Annotated in this window: 16 protein-coding genes; 6 read left to right on the top strand and 10 right to left on the bottom strand. The window is 43.4% G+C overall.

Annotated features, from left to right (window positions below):
* The first annotated feature begins 92 nt into the window (after positions 1-92).
* The 3 genes from FKQ60_RS09490 (at position 93) to FKQ60_RS09480 (ending at position 2,589) form a co-directional block, all read left to right on the top strand.
* Positions 93-827: an IclR family transcriptional regulator gene (locus FKQ60_RS09490; RefSeq protein ID WP_004396815.1), complete on the top strand. Its 735-nt coding sequence runs from the start codon at positions 93-95 to the stop codon at positions 825-827.
* A 6-nt stretch (positions 828-833) separates the two neighbouring features.
* The gene (locus tag FKQ60_RS09485) at positions 834-1,664 is read left to right on the top strand and encodes an arginase family protein (protein ID WP_170906368.1); all 831 of its coding nucleotides are present in this window, start codon (positions 834-836) and stop codon (positions 1,662-1,664) included.
* Between the two features lie 172 nt (positions 1,665-1,836).
* The gene (locus FKQ60_RS09480) at positions 1,837-2,589 is read left to right on the top strand and encodes a phosphatase PAP2 family protein (RefSeq protein ID WP_308169249.1); all 753 of its coding nucleotides are present in this window, start codon (positions 1,837-1,839) and stop codon (positions 2,587-2,589) included.
* Between the two features lie 40 nt (positions 2,590-2,629).
* On the opposite strand, the gene FKQ60_RS09475 is transcribed toward FKQ60_RS09480, so the two are convergent.
* From FKQ60_RS09475 to glgX, 3 genes are all read right to left on the bottom strand, one after another.
* The gene (locus tag FKQ60_RS09475) at positions 2,630-3,334 is read right to left on the bottom strand and encodes a DUF445 domain-containing protein (protein WP_170906367.1); all 705 of its coding nucleotides are present in this window, start codon (positions 3,332-3,334) and stop codon (positions 2,630-2,632) included.
* A 158-nt stretch (positions 3,335-3,492) separates the two neighbouring features.
* On the bottom strand, positions 3,493-5,337 hold the full coding sequence (locus tag FKQ60_RS09470; protein WP_170906366.1) for an ABC transporter ATP-binding protein: 1,845 nt from the start codon (positions 5,335-5,337) through the stop codon (positions 3,493-3,495).
* Positions 5,338-5,504: 167 nt separating this feature from the next.
* Positions 5,505-7,478 carry a glycogen debranching protein GlgX gene (gene glgX, locus FKQ60_RS09465; protein ID WP_170906365.1) on the bottom strand — a complete coding sequence of 658 codons (1,974 nt, stop codon included), beginning with the start codon at positions 7,476-7,478 and terminating at the stop codon, positions 5,505-5,507.
* A 438-nt stretch (positions 7,479-7,916) separates the two neighbouring features.
* Between glgX and lamB the strand changes: the two genes are divergently transcribed.
* The 3 genes from lamB (at position 7,917) to FKQ60_RS09450 (ending at position 11,471) form a co-directional block, all read left to right on the top strand.
* Positions 7,917-9,107: a maltoporin LamB gene (gene lamB, locus FKQ60_RS09460; protein WP_170906364.1), complete on the top strand. Its 1,191-nt coding sequence runs from the start codon at positions 7,917-7,919 to the stop codon at positions 9,105-9,107.
* A 109-nt stretch (positions 9,108-9,216) separates the two neighbouring features.
* The gene (locus FKQ60_RS09455; protein ID WP_170906363.1) at positions 9,217-10,044 is read left to right on the top strand and encodes a MalM family protein; all 828 of its coding nucleotides are present in this window, start codon (positions 9,217-9,219) and stop codon (positions 10,042-10,044) included.
* A 272-nt stretch (positions 10,045-10,316) separates the two neighbouring features.
* Positions 10,317-11,471 (top strand): tetratricopeptide repeat protein, encoded by a 1,155-nt coding sequence (locus FKQ60_RS09450; RefSeq protein WP_170906362.1) that lies wholly within the window; start codon positions 10,317-10,319, stop codon positions 11,469-11,471.
* Positions 11,472-11,603: 132 nt separating this feature from the next.
* On the opposite strand, the gene sstT is transcribed toward FKQ60_RS09450, so the two are convergent.
* The 7 genes from sstT to deoD form a co-directional block, all read right to left on the bottom strand.
* Entirely contained in the window at positions 11,604-12,818 is a 1,215-nt protein-coding gene (gene sstT, locus FKQ60_RS09445; protein WP_115152763.1) for a serine/threonine transporter SstT, read from the bottom strand.
* Between the two features lie 372 nt (positions 12,819-13,190).
* A complete protein-coding gene (locus FKQ60_RS09440) occupies positions 13,191-14,114 on the bottom strand; it encodes a DUF368 domain-containing protein (protein WP_170906361.1) in 924 nt (307 codons plus the stop codon).
* A gap of 390 nt (positions 14,115-14,504) precedes the next feature.
* Positions 14,505-15,158, bottom strand: a complete 654-nt coding sequence (locus FKQ60_RS09435; protein ID WP_249374287.1) for a flagellar brake protein — start codon at positions 15,156-15,158, stop codon at positions 14,505-14,507.
* A gap of 283 nt (positions 15,159-15,441) precedes the next feature.
* Entirely contained in the window at positions 15,442-17,022 is a 1,581-nt protein-coding gene (locus tag FKQ60_RS09430) for a GGDEF domain-containing protein (RefSeq protein ID WP_004396804.1), read from the bottom strand.
* A complete protein-coding gene (locus FKQ60_RS09425) occupies positions 17,003-18,490 on the bottom strand; it encodes a hypothetical protein (RefSeq protein ID WP_170906359.1) in 1,488 nt (495 codons plus the stop codon). Before FKQ60_RS09425 ends, FKQ60_RS09430 begins: the two co-directional genes overlap by 20 nt.
* Positions 18,491-18,839: 349 nt before the next feature.
* On the bottom strand, positions 18,840-20,309 hold the full coding sequence (locus FKQ60_RS09420) for a lactate dehydrogenase (protein WP_346009510.1): 1,470 nt from the start codon (positions 20,307-20,309) through the stop codon (positions 18,840-18,842).
* A gap of 23 nt (positions 20,310-20,332) precedes the next feature.
* On the bottom strand, positions 20,333-21,043 hold the full coding sequence (deoD, locus tag FKQ60_RS09415) for a purine-nucleoside phosphorylase (protein WP_004396801.1): 711 nt from the start codon (positions 21,041-21,043) through the stop codon (positions 20,333-20,335).
* Between the last annotated feature and the right edge of the window lie 98 nt (positions 21,044-21,141).

Below are 21,141 nucleotides of genomic sequence, written 5' to 3'. Positions count from 1 at the left end.
TTTGAGAAAGCAATGCTTTCAATCGTTTAGAATTCTCGATATATAAGAATGTAAGTTTGAGCGATAAAGCAATAAAGGCTAAAAAGAACAACATGAATGAAGCAAAAACAACAACCAGTCAGGTTAATGAGAAATCGCTACAGTTATTGATGCAAGTTGCCGTCAATCATGAACCGGTTTCGGCTAAAACGTTAAGTGATCAGCTGCAAGTGCCATTGAGTAGCTTATATCGACATCTTAAACTGCTTAAAGAATGGAACTTAATAGAAGAAAGCCCACACGATAAAACGTTAATTATTGGCCCTGCAGCACTGCTGCTCATGCACAGTTATGAGACCAGCCAACATAATTTAGACGCGGTAGAAGCCGTACTGAGTCGTTTACAGAAACAGACTGGTGAAATGGCGGCCTACATGGTTCCGGTGGGATACCGAGCTTTGTGTGTCAGCCAAAAAGAGAGCATGCAGGCACTTCGATGCAGCTTCGTCCAGGGTCAAAGTCAACCCCTGCTTCGAGGTGCCTCATCTAAAGTGATGTTGGCGTTTATGCCATCTCAGCGCTGTGAAAAAATACTGCGCTATTTTGGTGAAGATCATCAAATGGAAAAATGGCAAATCGAATTAGAGAAAATTCGTCGCCATGGTTATGCCGTGAGCACCTCTGAAATTGATCCTGGAGTTTCTGGGATCAGCGCTCCGGTAATGAAAGGGAGTAAATTGATCGGAGCAATTTCTGTTATGGCACCGGCTCATCGTGTCGAGACCCATCGGCAACGGATCATTTTACATGTATTACAGGCCGCGCGAGCGTTGCCACCAGAAAGGTAATTCATCATGCTTAGTCTATTCAAACGCTACCGTCTCAGTCGTCCTGAGTCTCAGTCGATGTCTGCTTTTACGTTTTGTACTGTGTGCGAACAGATAAAGCCGATGTCTCAAGTAGAATTTGAATTGGCTCAGCAAAGTTTAGAATTTGCCGCCGATTGGCTTTACCAACAAGGTATCCATGCCCATTACGCTGATGCTGGTCATTTGGTCTTGCATGATCCTGCCGATACTCGTTTTCGTGACTTGCTCAGTCATCATTTTACTTTGCATTCGATTCCGGTGATATTAGGCAATTGCCATGAATTGTTGCTCAATGCCTTACCGCTGTTAGCGCTCGATAATGACGAACTCGGGATTATTCATATTGGCCATGAATTTGAATTAAAACAGACCTTAGATCGTCAAATTGGGTCTGCCTATCATTTTGCATTATCTCGTTATGCTCAGACGCGGTTACTCTATTTAGGGATTGATGCCCAGCGAGTAAATAGCCAAACCTTAGATTACGCAGAAGATTTAGGTTGCGATTGGTTAACCGATCAAGAATGTCACTTTCGGCAACGAAATCAGGTCAAAAGCCAATTGAATCATTACATTGAGCACTGTGACCAATTGCTGATTTCTATTGATCTGGCTTCATTGATCCCATTGAATCGATTAGATGAGCATCATGTTATTGATTGCCAAATGGTGCTGCGTATGCTTCGTCAGCTGGTTCTCTCTGGTAAAGTAAAAATGATTCAGTTAATCGGAGCCAAAGATAAGTTGATCTACTCTAAGGAGACGAAAGCGATTATTGATGAGCTGAATCGGTTGTCTGTTGATATGGCTGGTTGAGTGTTTAAAGTGATGGCGGTTTGGCTAAGAACAAGTACCCTGATTAGGCGTCGATTATTGCGTAACCGTCGAAGATCGCGTTTTTAAAAAATTGACAAAGAAATGAATAGAGTTTGATAGAAGTGGATAAAAACTCGTTTACACTCCTTAGCCTCAAAGTGGAGGTGTAAACGTGTTGAAGCAACCAATTACTCAATCTAAATTTGGATTGATGCTATTAATAGCGCTCATGCTGCTATTAATCCCCATCAGTCTTGTCGGGACACAAGTCAACTTATTCGCTTTAGACGATGATCGTCTGACCCAATGGCTGGTCTTACTCACTCACTCTGCTGGTAAAGAAGGGTTTTTGCTGACTTTAGTGGTACTGATTGGCTGGACTTGGTATCGCGTGCCTGAGTGTCGACGCCAATGGCTAGATAAAGCGATGCAACTCGGGGTACTGTTAGTTCTGGCGATGATCCTAAAAACAGGCATCAAACACGTGACTCAAAGCCCTCGTCCTTACACTGAAGTGATGACTCAATCACTCACTCTGCCTTCTCCGCAACACTTTTATCGCTTAGATGCCCAGCAACAAGCGTTAGCGATGGAGCAAATGAACGGTAAAGTCTCTTCGGCACGTTTAGCAGTGTGGGAACAAGAGCGAGATTACTCTTTCCCTTCAGGCCATACCGTGTTTGCTGCACTCTGTTTGCTGTTTTTTGGTGGTATTTGGTTAGAGCAAAAACATCGATTAAGCGCTTTGCTATTATTAGCTTGGAGTGGCTCTATCGCTTTTTCTCGCTTATGGGTTGGTATGCATCGGCCGGAAGATTTATTTGCAGCGGTTTTGTTAATTGGTGCCTTGTATCTCTTCGTTCCGAAACGGTATCCTTGGGCTTGGCGCTATTTACCGTCTTTTTTACGTTATCAAAAACAATAAAAAATGGGCATTACGCCCATTTTTTTCGAGTATTAATGGCCTATAGTGCACTGGCCACGACACCAATTAAACCGCCAAAGACTCCGCCCCATACAACGAGCCAGCCTAAATGTTGTTTAATCATTTTCTGGACAATTTCTTTAACCATTTGTGGCGTTAACTCATGTAAACGTTGATTGATAATCTGCTCAATATTGGTTTTGATTTCATCCAGCATCGCCGGAGACTCAAGCTGGGTTTTTAAGGCGTTTTTGACGGAATCGCTCTGACTGATGTCGATCATGGACGCTTGCATCTTTTCAACAAAAGGAGTTCTAAGCGGTTGCAGTGCGTCGGCACCGCCAAACATAGCCAGCATTCCACCAAAGGAAGATTGCTGAATCACCTCAACCAAGGAATCAAACGCTGGATTAAAGTCAACCTGAGCAATTACCGGTTCAAGATTGATGGATTGCGAACTGCTCATTTCTTGATTGAGAAAACGCTCAATATTCGCATCAGTAAAAAACTGCTCCATCATCAGAGTCTTAATCGCGTGTTTAAAATCATCGAATCGCGCAGGGATAACCCCTGAACCATAAAGAAAAGGCACTTTTTCAAATAACATATGAATGGCTAGCCAGTTGGTCACCGCACCAGAAAAAGCGAATAATCCTGCACTAAACATCATAGGATAAGAGAAGTAATAACCACCGATTAATACCAGTAAGGCAATGAGGTTGGTCATAATGCTTTTGTTGTTCATGATAAAGTTACACCAAAATGAAATGTCCCAAAGGGACGAAAGAGATAGAAAAAATTAGCTAATATTGTTGAGTCGACGTCGTATGAACGTTGGTTGCATGGGAGGCAGCCAACATTCATCACTATGATGATAGGAAGTACTCACTTTATACCTATCGATTACGCCAAATCGTCTTCTTCACCACCAATAAAACCGCCAGTCTGATGTGCCCAGAGTTGTGCATAGATGCCATTTTGTTGAATCAACTCTTGATGAGTGCCCTGTTCAACAATGTGTCCTTTATCGAGTACAATCAAGCGATCCATAGCGGCAATAGTCGATAGCCGATGGGCAATCGCAATCACGGTTTTATTTTGCATCAGTTCATTGAGGCTTTCTTGAATGGCGGCTTCGACTTCTGAATCGAGCGCTGAGGTGGCCTCATCCAACACCAGCAGTGGCGCATCTTTAAGTAGCACTCGCGATATGGCAATCCGCTGACGCTGTCCACCTGAGAGCTTAACGCCACGTTCGCCAACCTGTGCATCATAACCGACGTTACCAAATGGGTCGGTTAAAGTTTCAATAAACTCATGAGAATGCGCCTGACGTGTGGCTCTTAACATCGCTTCTTCCGAAGCATTGGGGTTGCTGTATAAGATATTTTCACGAATCGAACGATGGAGCAAAGAAGTATCTTGCGTCACCATACCAATGGCTGCGCGCAATGAGTCTTGAGTCACTTCTGCAATATTTTGACCGTCGATTTTGATAGCGCCACCTTCTACATCGTGAAAGCGTAGCAGGAGATTAACCAACGTTGATTTCCCAGCTCCGGAGCGACCGACGAGGCCAACTTTTTCTCCAGGTTTAATGGTCAGGTTGAGGTGATTGATCACCCCTTTATTTTCACCATAATGAAAACTGACGTTTTCGAACTCGATTTTCCCTTCACGTACTTGCAAGGATTGGGCATTAGGGCTGTCTTCAATCGCAATCGGTTTAGAAAGCATTTTCATGCCATCGACCACCGTGCCCATGTTTTCAAACAGAGCACCAACTTCCCACATGATCCATTTTGACATGCCGTTGATACGCAGCGCTAAACTGATGGCAATCGCAATCGCTCCAACAGTGATCGCACTGCCCATCCATAAATAGATCGACATAGCAGCAATCGTAAAGACCAAGACATAATTGGCGATTTCGACGCAAATATTAAAACCGGTCACCAAGCGCATTTGGCGGTGCACCGTATCGAGAAACCCTTCCATGCCTTGCTCGGCATAATCGGTTTCACGTCGGCTATGAGAAAACAGTTTGACGGTCATGATATTGGTATAACTGTCAACAATTCGCCCAGTCATTAGCGACCGAGCATCGGCTTGCTCGGTAGAGACTTTTTTTAATTTCGGCACGTAGTGCACTTGAATCGCGATATAAGCGGTAAGCCAGAGCAACATCGGCAGCATGAGTCGCCAATCGGCTTGAGCTAAAATAAACAGCATGGCCGAGAAATAAACAATCACATAGACAAAAACATCCAATGTCTTCATGACCGTTTCACGTACCGCTAAAGCGCTTTGCATCACTTTCGTGGCAATGCGACCGGAAAATTCATCTTGATAGAAAGATAGGCTTTGTTTGAGTAAGTAACGATGTGCGAGCCAGCGTATCGACATCGGATAGTTACCCAGCATGGTCTGATGAATTAATAATGAATAGACTGAAACAAGGATTGGCATGCCCACTAAAAGGAGCAGCCCTAGACCCATCAGTGTATTGCGATTATCACTAAGAAATGTCTCTGGTTGGCTGGTGGATAGCCAGTCGACCAAGTGTCCCATAAAACCAAATAGAGACACTTCAATGACGGCGATTAAAGTACTTAACAGCGCCATAGTGATCAACGGTTTTTCAAAACCTTTGGTGTAGTGTAAGCAAAAAGCCCACAAGGTATTGGGTGGGCGCTGTGGCTCGTGTTTAGGGAAAGCATCGGTCAAACTTTCAAATCGTTTATACATGCAAAAACCTTAATCTACGCTCTATAGTTTGGGAGAAATAGCGTTTCTAATAAATAGGGGACATCAATGAGGAAGCGCTGTTATAACAGAAGTAGTGTGGGAGATCAAAATCGCTATTATCGACAGCAAGTAGGTGGTCGAGCCGATGAACACCTACTTGCTAGAGGCTATTTGTGCGATTTTTTCCGCGGATGGCTGTGCAAAATCGCCATCGACATGGGAAGGAGAACAACCTCATCTTTTACCGAATCTTGATGTACGGTACGCATATTCGTATCACAGATCACACACCATTCTTGCTCGGTTTCTCCTGGCAGTGTAAAGCGTGTATTGGCGTTGGTTTGATTAATCAAATAAGCGAGCTCTTGGCCATGATCACCAATGCCAATATGCAGTATCACCGAGTTACGTTGATTCCAGTCATCCTGCTCCATTAATGTCCCGTCATTGCGTCGCCAAAAAACACGGTTTGAATTGCGTGTTTCACCACTGAAGGCGCGAATAAACGGCACCATATAACGCTGACGAGCAGCAACCATCTCACCGAGCCATTGTCTGAAATATTCTTTACGTTCCGTCAATTGCCAGTTTAACCAACTGATGTCGTTATCTTGGCAATAAGCATTGTTGTTACCTTGCTGAGTATGTGAGACGACATCAGCGGTAAGAATATGTGGGATCCCAAACGCAAACAGTAAGCTAGCCATAAAATTACGTTTTTGTCGCTCACGAATGGTACGAATGACCATATTATCGGTATCGCCTTCGAAGCCATAATTATCTGAGCGATTATCACCATGGCCATCGCGATTTTGTTCACCGTTGGCTTCATTGTGTTTATGTTTGTAAGAAACGAGATCTTGTAGAGTAAAGCCGTCATGATAGGTGATGTAGTTGACGGTCAATTTATAGGGCCACTGTGAGGCGCTGTATAAATCGCGTGACCCCATGATTCGTGTGGCAAACTCTTTTAAAAAGCCTTGATCGCCACGCCAAAAACTTCGCGCGATATCTCGTAATTTATCGTTGGTTTCATTCCAGCCAAAAGGAAAGTTACCGACTTGATAACCATTTGGACCAATATCCCATGGTTCGGCAATCAACTTCACTTGTTGTAACACAGGGTCTTGGGCTACGGCTTTAAAGAACGCAGCTTCACGACTAAAATTATCGCCATTACGGCCTAAGGTTGCTGCTAAATCAAAACGAAAACCATCAATCTGATACTCATTGACCCAATAGCGCAAAGTGTCCATGACAAGATTTAAAGTGGGCTGATAAGTGAGATTAAGCGTATTGCCGCATCCGGTAAAATTAGCGTACATTGAGCCGTGCTTGAGGTAGTAATTAGGATCAAGCCCTTTCAGATTAAAAACGGCACCCCCTTCACCACCCTCAGCCGTATGGTTATAGACGACATCCAAAATCACTTCGATACCTTGCTTATGCAGCTCGCGGATCACGGTTTTCAATTCCTGTACCGCATCACTTTTAGCGTAACGTGGGTCGGGCACCATAAATAAATATGGGTTATAGCCCCAGTAATTGACTTTGCCCATTTCAAGTAGATGAGGTTCATGCATACAGGCAGCGATAGGCAGTAGTTGCAATGTATTGATATTTTGTTGCCGATAAAAGGTCAACATTGGTTCACTAATTAAACCCAAATAAGTACCGCGTTGTGATTTAGGGACATTGGGGTGAAGTTTAGTCAGCCCCTTGACATGGGTTTCAAAAATGACCATTTCATCACGTGGCCGTTTAGGGCGTTGCACGTCTTGCCAGTCAAATTGATCATCGACCACGACACATTTGGGCAAATCAAAACTACCAGTTGGTGTTAACGGCGGCTGATAGGTCAGCGGGCCATCTAAGGCCTGAGCGTAAGGGTCAGACAGATAAAATAGCTCGCCTTCGACTTGAGTAATAAAACCGTAACGTTGTCCCGCCTTAACGCCTTCCACGTAGGTGTGCTGGATACCAGCATATTCGTGATCCAAAGGATGGGTATGGTAGCTGCCATCGACATGAAAAAGCGCTAACACAATATCTTTGTTAGCGGGGGCGAAGACAGCAAAATTGCATCCATCGTTATCGAGTGTCGCACCGAGTGGGTACGGCTGAGAGAGCATGGCTTTCATGGTAAGTTACCGTTGTTATTCTATTTTCAGTCACTGACTTATTAAGTAAAAGGCTTTGTCAGCATAAGGTCAAGCGCCTAGTCACAAATATTATTATGTAATTTTATTTCACTCTTGCGGTTAACTTATTGTGAAACAGTGATCACTAATACATTTTGTATGAATTAATGGTGTTGGTTGGTACCTATCCCCCCCCTAATTCCGTGATCAACCTATTAAAAACACCATTCGGTAAAAAAACTCATCCTCTCTCATCCCCCCTAAATATCGTTGGGGTGGAGGACCTCACCCTTCTGTGCTTTTAGTAACCTTCTTCGTAGCTGAAACAACGGGAGATTGATCCCGTCTCACCTCTGCTTTTCGTGATTCATTTCTGCCTTTATGAGCCACGTTAAAGTTGAGGATAAAAAAGAGTAAAAACCCTAAATGGAGTTAACAATGAAAAAAGTAAGTGTAATTGCTGCCGCAGTGGCTGCTTCTTTAGCAGCAGGTTCTGTTTTTGCTGTCGATTTTAATGGTTACATGCGTGCTGGTACGGCCATCAGCAATCATGGTACTGGTGATCAAGCGTTTGAGAAAAATGGCGTAGGTCGTCTAGGGAATGAAAATGACAACTACTACGAGTTTGGTTTTGCCAAAGAGTTAAAAACTGGTGAGCAAACTTGGAAAGTTGAATCAATGATTGCCAGCTCGGACGAAGGTAAGAGTGGTTGGGAGAGCAAAGAAATTAACGTTGCTCAGTTTAACGTGCAAGCAAAAGGTTTGTTTGCCTCAGATCCTGATGCTGTTCTTTGGGCTGGTAAACGCTACTACCAACGTAAAGATATCCATATTACGGACTTCTATTACCTAAATACATCAGGAACTGGTGGTGGTATTGAGAATGTCTCTGTTGGTAATCAAAAACTATCTGTTGCATTGATTCAAGATGGTGCTCATGTAAACTCAACCGGCTATATTTTTGATGCTCGTCTAGCGAATATTGGTGTATGGGATAACGCTTCTTTAGAACTTGCTGTTGCTTATAACTTTGCTACTGATAAAGATAATGTCAGTGAGCAAGCAGACGATGGCGTACTACTTAGTGCGATTTTACATCAAGGTTTAAGCAATGGATTTAACCAAACTATCCTACAATACGGCACTAATGGTTACGGAAATCAAGTAGCGGATTTTGGCTCAGGTGCGTGGTATGACCGTGGTACGTCAGCTAATAATGATGCAAGCGCGTTTCGTTTGATTAACTGGGGTGTAATGAGCCTTGGCGAACAGTGGGAAATGGGCCACCAATTAGCTTATATGAACGGCTCAGATATCAGCGCCGCGAAGTTAAGTACAGACCAATACTCGGCAGTAGTACGTCCGATGTATAAGTGGAATGATACGATGCGCACTGTCTTTGAAGCCGGTTATCACGGTGGTAAGAAAGCTGCAGGTACAGAAACCGAAGACTTTGGTCATGCTAAGTTGACTGTTGCTCAAGCTTGGGCAATGGGTGATAGTTTCTGGTCTCGTCCTGAGTTACGCGTTTATGGTAGCTATCTACACGATACAAAAAATGATGATCGTTTCGGTACAGGTAATGATTCAGAGTTTGTTGTTGGTGTGCAAGTTGAAGCTTGGTGGTAAACTGCTAACAGTTTCACATTATTAAGTCCATAGATAAATAGCTGACTTAGGTCAGCTATTTTTTTAAAGGTTTATGCGAATCTTTAAAAAAATAAAATAGGGGATCCTTATGTATTTTCGAGCATTATTATTAGGAGGCTGCATTGCTTTAGCGGGGTGTCAGTCTAACCCGCTTATCGAACAGACTTCTGCAGATTCAGCAAGACAACAATTTGAAATGGTTGCTCAATTACAAGCTACCAAAGTAAGGCTGCCTAGCACAACGAAGGTCTCTATCACGCCTAGTACACAATATTTAAAGAATGATTTTATTTCTAGCCCTGTCGCGATGTTTGAAATCCCAGCAGATCGAGGTCAACTTTCTTTGACTGTAACGAGTGAAATTAAAGATACTGTTTTTTATCCACATGTCATGATTACCGACAAGCAAGGTCAAGTAATTGAGTCATTTGATAGCGCGAGTTTTGAGTATCGTAAACCTCGGCTTAATAAAGGAAATCGCTTAGTTTCTGAACTGGATTTTTTTCCACCTCAAGGATATAGCACACTCTATTTAATCGTTTATACAAAATCATCTGATCTTCAGGCAAGTACATATGTTGCACATCCTGGCCGCATTGACGCAGAGGCTCGCGGTAACTATATGCCTGAACTTAAAGATATTCCAATACCTCATCATTTAACGGGGACCATTGAGCTTGATGTTGCCGGTCCAAGTTGGTTGTCATTCAATCGTTCTCCATCTAAAACGTCAGTATCAACCGAAGCCGCAACAGTTCAGCCAGATACTAAAAATTATTATCACACCGCTATCCAACAAGCGGTTGCTGCAAATGATATTCCTAAAGCACTTGGTCTGTTGGATGAAGCTAAAGCCTTAGGTATTGAGAGTGCACAAGCTGTATTTGTGAAAGCTGTTAATAGCAGAACTCACTAATGAGCACTTTAGAACATTTGGGGTAGCGCTAGGGTTGATTTTTTAAGCCATGAACATGCCGCATTTTCTAATGCGGCATGTTCTTATTTAATCATCGAATGTGTTACTCTGCCTTGACTTAATGGTTAAAACCAACGTGTAGCTTTCTTTGTTTACTGAACGTTGTCGTCAGGAAGAATAATCAGTTTGATGATCATTAAGGTACTTTTATACACCAGCATCACTATTTTTCACGCTATGATTAGTCACAAACGGATTAAGAACTTTATTACATGAACACCATTGGAATTGCTATTGGCGCTACCGGTCTCTCACTCATCCTGATTTTTATCTGGATGATTTCGCTATCGATCCGTAAAAAACGCCTAGAAGCAGAGAAGAAAGCGCGTGAAGAAGCGTATCGTAAAACGTTAGAGCGAATGCGTGAGCAGGAGAAAAAAGATCGGCTTTTTAAAGCGGAGTCTGGTCATGTACCGACGATGCTGTTCCTTGCTAAAGAAGCGGAACGAAATAACCTCAAAGAAGCGTTGTTTTGGTATGAACGTGCAGCGAATTTCGACAATATTAATGGTATGTACGGCGTAGTGCGTGTCTGTGGGAAAATTCGTGAAGATGTGTTAATTAAAGAAAAAACCAAATTTTGGCAGCAATTTATTCGAGCGGTTGAAGGTGATTTGGCAGCAAAACTCGCCACTGGAGAGGCGTTGATTTATGGCCGAGGGACGGAAGTTAACGTCGTTAAAGGTGTTGAGCTCATTCAAGAGGCGGCAGAAAGCCAACACATTGACGCCATGCTGTTTATGGGAGAATGGTGTGTTTCAAAAGACAATCTATCACCATCACCACAAGATTCGTTTTATTGGTATTCAAGAGCGGCAGAGCTTAATAGCTTAGAAGCAATGATCAAGCTGGGCCTCAATTATCTCGATGGTGTGGGTGTGGCGCGAGATCATGCTAAAGGTTGTTATTGGTTAGAGCGGGCGGCAGAGAAAGGTCATCCAGAAGCGATGTACCTCGCGGGTAAGGCATGGATAGAGCAGGGAGAAAATGGCAATGAAGTCGCTTATATATGGCTATTTTTGTCGGCGGCTTTTGGTCATAAGCCAGCGATTTCTTTACGAGATCAGGTGGGTACTAAGATTGGCGTCGACTCCGTCGTTGAGTTGCAATTTCTTGCGAAGCCACTACAAAGGAAAATAGCCACTTATACCGTCAGCAATCATGGCATTATTCGTGCGCTTAATAAGTTTTATAAGCGTTCGGTACCCATTCCGAAGAAAGGGGAAGACATTGGCCCAGAGGAGCGAGTGGAAGTTCCTCAAGGTGAGGATAGCGCTCAAGTGAATGAGCTAACCGCCGATGTTGAAACCGATCCAGCACGATTGGACTTTTCACACAGTCCGATTGATAAACCTAAAATTCCTTAATCTTATCAAGTAATACAAAGTAGTCGTTGGCTGACTGAGCCATGCTATTGATTATCTCTGTTGGATAACTTGCCAACAAAAACGCCCCTTAATAAAGGGGCGTTTTGTATTGTGCACAGACGCTTTATCAGATTAAGCTTGGTTCTGTTTCGCCTGACAAACGGCAGCAGTAAACACCACATCGGTTGAGCTGTTGAGCGCTGTTTCAGCAGAATCTTGAATCACTCCGATAATAAAGCCAACCGCGACGACTTGCATTGCCACATCATTTGAAATCCCAAATAAACTACAAGCAAGAGGTATCAAAAGTAGCGAACCGCCCGCCACTCCAGAAGCACCACAGGCTGAAATTGCCGCGACAACACTCAATAATAATGCGGTGAAAATATCTATTTCAATGCCCATGGTATGAACGGCTGCTAGCGTTAATACGGTAATCGTAATCGCTGCACCGCCCATATTAATCGTCGCACCAAGGGGAATAGAGACGGAATAAGTATCTTCATCAAGCTTTAATTTCTCACACAGTGCCATATTCACAGGAATATTTGCTGCGCTTGAACGGGTGAAAAAGGCAGTCACTCCACTTTCACGTAAACACTGGAAGACTAATGGGTAAGGGTTACTTTTTGTTTTTGCATAAACGATGGCAGGGTTGACAATTAATGCAATGAAGAGCATCGCACCTAGCAAGACAGCCAGCAGTTGAGCATAGCCGATTAGTGCATCAAATCCGGTTGAGGCAAAGGTGGATGCAACAAGACCAAAAATACCAAATGGGGCTAAGCGGATAATAAAGCGAACAATTTGTGATACACCATGGCTAAGATCTTCAAATACCGACTTAGTGGTAGCGGAAGCATGATGCAGTGCTAAGCCAAGGCCAACCGCCCATGCAAGAATACCAATATAGTTGGCGGACATCAGCGCGTTGACTGGGTTATCGACTAACTTGTATAAAAGTGTTTGGATGACTTCGCTAATACCCTGAGGTGGTGTCGCTCCTTCAGCTCCGGCAACCAGTGTCAATGTGGTTGGGAACATAAAGCTTAACAAAACCGCCGTTAATGCGGCCGCAAAGGTACCGAAAAGGTAAAGCACCACGATGGGGCGCATATAAGTGTGTTTGTTTTTCTTTTGGTTAGCGATTGAAGCGGCGACCAAAATAAACACTAAAATCGGTGCAACGGCTTTGAGTGCGCCGACAAATAGATTACCAATCAGGCTCGCACTTTCTGCTCTTTCTGGTGAAATAATAGCCAGTGCGATGCCTAGCACGATCCCAGCTAAAATTTGTAATACCAGATTTCCACGAGCAAAACGGGCAAGGAGAGAGTTGCTTTGCATAATTATCCCTGTGTTCAAATGTAATTATTAGAGTGTTGAGCCTTGAAATCGAACCAATGGGCAGATCTGATCAGTGTTCAACGACGGATTCGATGCGTTGAGCAGCCAATGTGGTTGGTCATCATCCGTTTCAAGGCATTGTTAGCTTCAGCGATCTTGTTTAGTCAAGATCAATCCGTGCTATTTACTTCAGTGATGATTGACTGAAGGTAGCCAATAATAATCACCCGATATCTGGTGTCTAGGTTTAATTACTCACAATCATGAAAAATATCGATGTAAAATGAAAGTAATTGCATTACTTTTATGTTGTTAGATTATCTCGGTTATGTTGTTGAAGTGTGAATTCAATGGTGAGCACATGAACTCGCTTTAATGGCTCTGTTCACGCTGAGCAATTTTTTCTAGTCCAAGGACGATAATCACCGCACTTAGCATGCATAGTATGGCAATGCCTAATTGTGCTGGTTGATTGGTGAGTTGCTCGTAATCCCAAGGCAATAGGTTGTGCTGTAATACCGGAACTTCTTGGCCACTGGAGTTGGTTCGCCACGTTAACGTTTCTTTCCACGGCCAAATTTTAGGTAGTGTTCCCATCATCAGACCCGTTAAAAAAGTCAGAGTGACATCTCGATAACGTTTGAGTAGCCATGATAAAAGATGGGAAAAGCTGGTAATGCCTAGGATACAGCCAAACATAAATAAGCTCAGCATATCAATTTGTAACGTCTTGACAGCATTGAGGATCGGAGTATACATGCCGAGTAATAGAAGAATAAAGCTGCCTGAAATGCCAGGTAAAATCATTGCACAAATCGCAATGCTGCCTGCTAGCACGATATTGAATGTTGTCACATCGAGTTGAATAGGATTAATCATGGTGATGGTATAAGCGAAGACACCACCGACGATAAAAGCGAGAAAACGTGAAGCCTGCCGTTTTTCTACTTGCTGCAGCATATGCCACACCGAGACCATGATTAATCCGAAGAAAAATGACCACGTGGGAATAGGTTGGTTAACTAATAGCCAAGAGATGAATTTCGCTAAGGTAAGTATACTGGTAAATATACCACTGAATAAAACCAATAAAAATCCGCCATTGATATGGCGAAAAGTGGAGAGAAACCCATGTTGTCGCCAATGTTGGATTAGGTGTGGGTTAATACGCCGAATACTTTCTAATAAAGTATCATAAATTCCGGTAATAAAAGCGATAGTGCCGCCAGAGACACCTGGAACAACATCTGCTGCTCCCATAGCGATCCCTTTTAAAAATGTGCTGAGATAATTCATTATACTGACCTAAAGGTGGCTATTAAGCGATGGAGAAGTATAGCGAAGTCCACTTCCCCCTCCTACCGTTGTTATTGCTAACCGCGATTCATCACTGAGCTTGAAGGCTTTAATCGCTGCCGTGTTTGAGTGTGATCTAAACCTTGTTTTTCTGAGTTTAATGATGCTTTTTTGCAATTAACCGAATGAAAATATTAGTAAATATAACGCCAGTCACTGATTGCAACTTTAAATATAATTAAACCTAGTGCATAATTTGTTGCGGCCCTTCTTAAGCCGAGGGCCGTTTTAATCAACTGACGTTGTTAGTGAACGACAATTTGTTCACCCAATACAAGCCAGTCGCCGTGTTGCGACTGGCTATTTTTTTGTTGTTAAGAAAATGATGTTTTATTGAGATGATTTCGTCAGCATCAGTTTAGTACCATTGAACTTCAACTGTCCGAGCAGCGTTTTCGCACTTTCTCTTCCTGACTCGTCAAATTTCAAGCCATACCGAACGTGATGAATCGAGCGCTGTAGATTGCAAATTCGTCCAGTTAGAGGCGAAAAAACTTGGCTATGCTGTCGCTCAGTCGAGATATCAATACTGACATGATCGCCAACTTGCCAATGGCGGCTTAATGGTGGTGTGATAAAACGGCAACCATTTTTCGATAGATCTCTCACCTCACATTCAGAACGTTGGTTTTCACAAATCACACGAGCCGCTAAATTAACCTCATAACGGGGTTCTTGACGCAATTGCGTCACTTGCATGGTATTGGGGATAGAAAGTACCAAAAGAGCCAAAGGATCTTGAATGGTATGCAGTAGTTGGCTACGGAAATGAATTTTTGCCCCTTCACCGCGCGATGAAATAGCGCGAATATGGATCCAAAAACCTTGCTGGAAGTAATAATTCAAGTCATCGGCTGAAATTTTAGGCGTTTCAATCAGTAAATAAGTGTCTGAATGAGTACCAATAAACGTGGTTTTGCAAAGAAATTTTGTTCCTACCGGTGTGGTAATACTTAAGGTTAACTCACTGCCATGCTCTACCATCGCTAAAGCATCAATACTGTTGACCGTGGTGACGGTATCGGCTGTTGATGGTGGTTTAGGGTGAGCCAGTTTTTCATGATTGATTAATGACGTTGTATGCATAAATGCTCCGCGTTCAGACTCTTGGGTGTAATCGTTGCTTTGTCGATTTTTTATGGGGTCTGAATTCGCTTTTTGTTAAATTTATAAAAATAATCAACGGCCGATCTTAGGTGGATTCGAGGCCTTTTCCAAGCAATTTAAGCAAAAATTAAGCGTTTTAGATCAAGTTTGTAGTTGATGACTATTCACTACAAACTTGATTGCGGCCATTGGCTTTCGCTCTGTAAAGCGCTTTATCAGCACGATAGAAGGTTCGCTGAGTATTTTCACCATCACGATGGAGGGTGATACCAATACTGACGGTGAGACCTCGTTCGCCTAATATGGTTTGCCAATCGTAATTGACGATACGTTCTCGGAAGGTATCGGCATGCATGATGGCTTGATCTAATGAACAGCCTTCAAGAATGACTAAAAATTCTTCTCCACCAAAGCGCACACAGGAGGCTCCACGAAACTTAAAATAATCGGCAAGCGTTTCAGAAACATGAGTAATCGCTTTATCACCGACTAAATGGCTTAATTCATCATTAATCGATTTAAAGTGATCAATATCCACCACTAAAAAAGCAAAGGACGTCTCGTGGAGCAGTAAATCTTTCAGCTTTATTTCTAACCAACGGCGGTTATGTAATTGAGTCAATGGATCGGTGAACACGTCTTGTTGTAATTGAGCAACGGTGTTTTTTTGATGCTCAGTCGTTTCTTTTAGCTCACGATTTTCTTGTTCAGAGAGAATCAGTTTTAATTGTGGCTCAAAACGAGCCAAGCGGCGCAGCTGAGCCGCACCCAGTTCACCAATCGGAATACGTTTTACTAAGTCAGACTCTAAGCGAAAGCCTTTTTTCTCATAATATAAAGCGCGTTGATAGTCGCCTTGGCGTTCACACACTTCACTGAATGCCGCATACAGACTCTGCTCTAAAATCGGTACGTTAAGTTTCTTAAGACGTTTTTCCGTGGTAGTGAGTAGCAACGCGGCCATGTGTGCTTTATCTAACTCTAATAAGCAATAAGCTTGTTCAATGCGTATCATGTTAGATAGCCACATCGAATGGACGTTACCACTGACGTATTGGACATGGGATAGTCGAGTGACTGCTTGATCCAGTTGACCGTGTTGACGACATAACTTCGCTTGATACAGCGCAATTTGCCCCATCAAGGTTTTATCACTGACCAAGATACTGAGCTCTTCGCACTCCTTGAGTAAATCATAAGCCGCCGAAAAACGTTGAAGATGCAGATAGCAGGCCAGCATATGTAATTTATAACGTAAGCGTAACGATCGGCTACTGAGAGCGTGGTCAAGCGCATCGATTTTTTGGTAATAACGCAGCGCACGGTTATGATCGCCGTAAGCATCACATAAGTTTCCCATCCCAAGTACTGATTGTGCAAAGTCATCAATATAGCCATGGGTGACGGCAAGGTGGGAGATAGTCACGTATTCGTTGAGTGCCGCATGGTAGTGGCTAAGCTCAATTAAGCGTTCGCTGAGACTCTGTTTAATACTTAAAATTAGCTCAATGTTTTTGCTGGCACTGAGCAGTTCCAGTGCGGCATTTAACTCCTCAGAGCTGGCTGCTAATTGGTTTAGTTCCGCGCGATACTCGGCACTCAACGTAAGACACAAGGCTTTTTCTTCAGGAGAATTGGCGATATGTTGATAAACATGATGCCAAAAGATGATCGCTTCTTCCCCATTCACGGCGGTGACGTCTAACCCTGCATCCTGAATTTTATTGAGCAGTGTTTCCATTGGCCTCTTCCTGTGCTTGAAGTTGTTCTAATTGTTCCAAAGTAAACGGAAAACTCAAGATATCATGCCAAGTTAATCGTGGTTTTGGTCCGGTTAAGCCTTTGCGTTGCCATGGATAAACATCCAATATTTGCTCAAGGGTATGATAAAACTGCTGGGCTTGAGGGCCGGTTTCCGCCAACAATAACGCTAATCGTGTTGGGCTTAAACGAGATAATAAATCCGGCGCGACACATAAGGTATGGATGATTTCCGTGCAGGTATCTAAATAGCAGGGATCGTCATGACGAATGATCAACACGCAATGTTTACTTTGCTTTAATTCCGCTTTGTAAAGCATTAGCTGCTCCCACCAGTAGTTCTCGGATACCACATTAGATAAATGTTTTTGTGGATCATATTCATACTGGGAGCGGATACGATGAGTGAGTTTTCTAGCCCGCTGCTCCAATTGCCGTTTTGAGAGGCGCGCCTTATCTAACCCTAAGTGCGCGGTATGTTCACGTTGCATGCTAAGAGAAAGCTGTCGATATTTTTGAAAAGCGGCCAAGGCTTGCGGGTAATTACCACACTCTTCCGCGACTAACGATTGTTGATAGCAAATTTGCGAGAGTAGCTCTCGATCATCGAATTTCTCTGCAGATTGTTCGGCCAAAGCGAGTAACTGACCAGCTTTATCGATGTCTTTACGCAATAATTCTAATCGTGCGCGGCTAATATAAGCGTGAGCTTTCATCCATGGCAGGTTATGTCGCTCAGCTAAATCATGCGCGCGTTGTGTGGCTTGTTCGGCATCCGCTAAACGTTCTAAACCCAATAATGCGAGGCTACGAAAATCCCATATTTCTGCTTGCCAAGTTTGATCGGCATGAGTTTGCAAGGCTTCTTCTGCGCCATCGAGCACAGAAAGCATATCTAAGTAATGATTGAGCAGATAAAGGTCCCAAGCCCATAAAATCCGAGCTTTGCCTTCTAACCAAGCGATTCGACAATTATTGGCGACTTTGACGGCTAATTCATGGGTAGAACAAGCCAGTTGATAGTCATGAGTCATGCGCCAAATATTACCCAGTCCGATAAGGCTTTCGATTAGGATTTCGGTATCATCGACAAGGGAAGCTTGCTCAAGCGCATTAATCCAATACTGTTGTGCGGTGTAATATTTTGCTTGTCCCCAGAAGTGCAGAGCATGAACATGAAAAATTTCGGCGAGATAATCATCATTATCTTGGCTGTGTTGGTGGAGATAAGCTTGCTTAATGGTTTTCAAACCAAGGCGATAATCGCCATTGACCCAAGCGCAACGTGAGAGAATGATCTGTGATTGCAAGATACCCTGAGAATAATCCAACTGCTCGGCTCGAGATAAACATTGCTGAGCGATAGGGATGACCTGTTGAGGTTCAGAATCAATTCTCGATTTTAGTTGTTTAATTTCCTGTTCGAGGAGGCGCTGATACTTATCCAAATGATCATCCTTATCAGTACCATGCTGATTGATTAACCTTAGGCTATCTTTCCTAATCAAGGATGATTGAACCTTTTTGTGCATGGTCTTTAGGCTTAAGCTTATCTCTATCGACAAGTAATGTACTGTGAATTACTCGATGACACCGTATTTATTGATCTTAGTTCACATTTCTTGATTCACCCCAAGGTGCGGTAAGAAAGTCACTTCCCTCTTAGTTTAGTGTGAATACGTGATGGGGTCGATAGACCTTGTGTTCGAGTCTATAACCTTGATTGAGTACTGAATACCGCCCGCAGGGGATGAAGAGTGTTTTTGCGGGCGGTTTTTAATGCTGCCGGAGGCTGCGTTATGATAAAAGCTCTTTTAATGTTAAAGGATGTTGAGTTACACCTAAGTTTTGTGCTGCGGTGAAACCATATTTATCTTGATAACAGAGGTTATGCCAAGCACGGAAAATATCCAATAACGGCAAGATGCCACCGGGACGTAATTTACGACGCGGCTCATTAATCAGCGATTCAAACAGTAATTGGAAGCGCTGTTGGTAGAAAGCTATTTGACGGGTGGAAGCGATCGATAGCCAATGCTCGGGATCGGGCTGATTACCCGCTAAATAACAGATCCCTTTCGCGCTATTCTGATGATTAATAATCGCCCATCGATCTCGCCACCAGCCCATGAGAACGATATCGATTTTGTTGAATGCATGATGGTTTGACCAGGTTTCATCCTCTTCAACGTACATCAGATGTACGGTGTTATTTTGGATGCGAGGTAAGCAAACACTCATTGATGCGGAGCGTAATAAGGGATCTTGTGGCATGAAAATCGTCACAGGTTTATCGCTGTGACACAGATCGAGCACATGCAGATAATGAGCATACGCGGTATAGGGCGGGCGAATTAATGCTCCTTTTGAAGGATAATCAAAACGCGTTAAATTCCCCATTGGGTCTTCAACATTGCCTCGCGCTAAAATCGTTTGATATTTTTGATCAATCCGTTCCCGTAAAATAGATGAAGAAACTGACAGCGGGAGGTTTGATTCTGAAGAGTAATCTTTACTGACAAAACGTGCAGGTAGATGATAAGGATCGTGATCGTTCGTTCCTTGCGCCTGTTCATGGATTGAATAGTTGACATGCTGACACAAAATATAACCGGTTTTGGCATCACCCGTTGCCATCCACAGCGCACCATTATTGCTGCGAGGTTGTAGCGGCAAATAATAAGAGGCTAACTGATACGCCTTGGCGTGATTGACCCATCGCGCGTCAATCATGGCTAATTTACGTCGACATCGGCTGGCAATGTGTTCGACGTGATCATAAAAAGTTTTAGGATTGATGTGTAACTTGCGGCAAATCTCGCGCACAGAATATCCGGTAAACAGCAAGCCGAGTAAGCTCTCTTGTAATAAAAGTTTATTATTCGAACCTGACCATTTATCGACAAAAGTCGAGTGGCACTGTTTACAGCGATAACGCTGTCTGTCGCCACTGTAACCAAAAGCGTGATAAAGGTGTTTGTGAGTGTGCACCGATAAGCCAAAATTTTGACAATTATCGCGCCGGCACGCGGGCAAACCATCACTGTGTTGCTGACGTAAGCGATGCAGCTCATTAAGCACATCGCGATTATTAAGTAAGGGGGGGAAAGCTCCACACTCACGACAAACCATCGTTGGCCGCTTTGGGTTCGCATGTTGCAGAACATAATGTTTTGCGTCGCTCAAGCCAAAGTTATCACACGCCAATGTTTTACAAAAGTTGAGTTGCAAACCTTCAGCGGCCGCTGGTAATTGGTCGTTAGACACGATCTCCCCCTCGGGGTAAAAAATTAAAGGTTGATTGCCGTATCGAGCGCAATAGTCATCATCTCATGGAACGATTTTTGACGTTCTTCAGAGCTGAGTTTTTCACCACGCAAAATATGATCAGAGACAGTGAGAATAGCGAGTGCGCGAGCGCCGTGCTCAGCCGCAACACCATAGATACCAGCGACTTCCATATCGACACCTAAGATGCCTAGCTTTTTCATCTTTTCAAAAATTTCTGGCTCTGGAGTATAGAAGAGGTCGGCAGAGAAAATATTACCAACTTTAACTGGAATTTGATGAGCGCGCGCTTGGTTAACTGCGGTTTCTAGCAAGTCATAATCGGCCACTGCAGCAAAATCATGCCCGCCGAAACGGATACGGTTTACTTTAGAATCGGTTGATGCGCCCATCGCGATCACCACATCCATTAAGTTAACATCATCACGAACAGCGCCACAGCTACCGATACGAATAATATTTTTTACGCCGTATTCAGCCAGCAGTTCGTGTACATAAATGCTCGCGGATGGAATTCCCATGCCGTGACCCATGACGGACAGTTTGACACCTTTGTAAAAACCGGTGTAACCGAACATGTTACGGACATCACAAACTTGGGTCACATCGTCTAAATAGGTTTCGGCGATGAACTTTGCGCGAAGCGGATCGCCAGGCATCAAAATGGTTTCTGCAAATGCGCCTGCTTGTGCGTTGATATGTGGGGTCGCCATCATTTTTCTCCAAGAGTTAATCAGTCACAATAGTTAATTACGATTATTGTTGACTGATGAATGTTCAGTTGCAGCAATACTATCTTGTCGTACCAGTA

Source organism: Vibrio sp. A11, from assembly GCF_013048705.1.
In the GTDB taxonomy this organism is placed as follows: domain Bacteria; phylum Pseudomonadota; class Gammaproteobacteria; order Enterobacterales; family Vibrionaceae; genus Vibrio; species Vibrio metschnikovii.
Note: the sequence above shows the minus strand (reverse complement) of the source record. Positions and strands in the feature narration are given on the sequence as shown.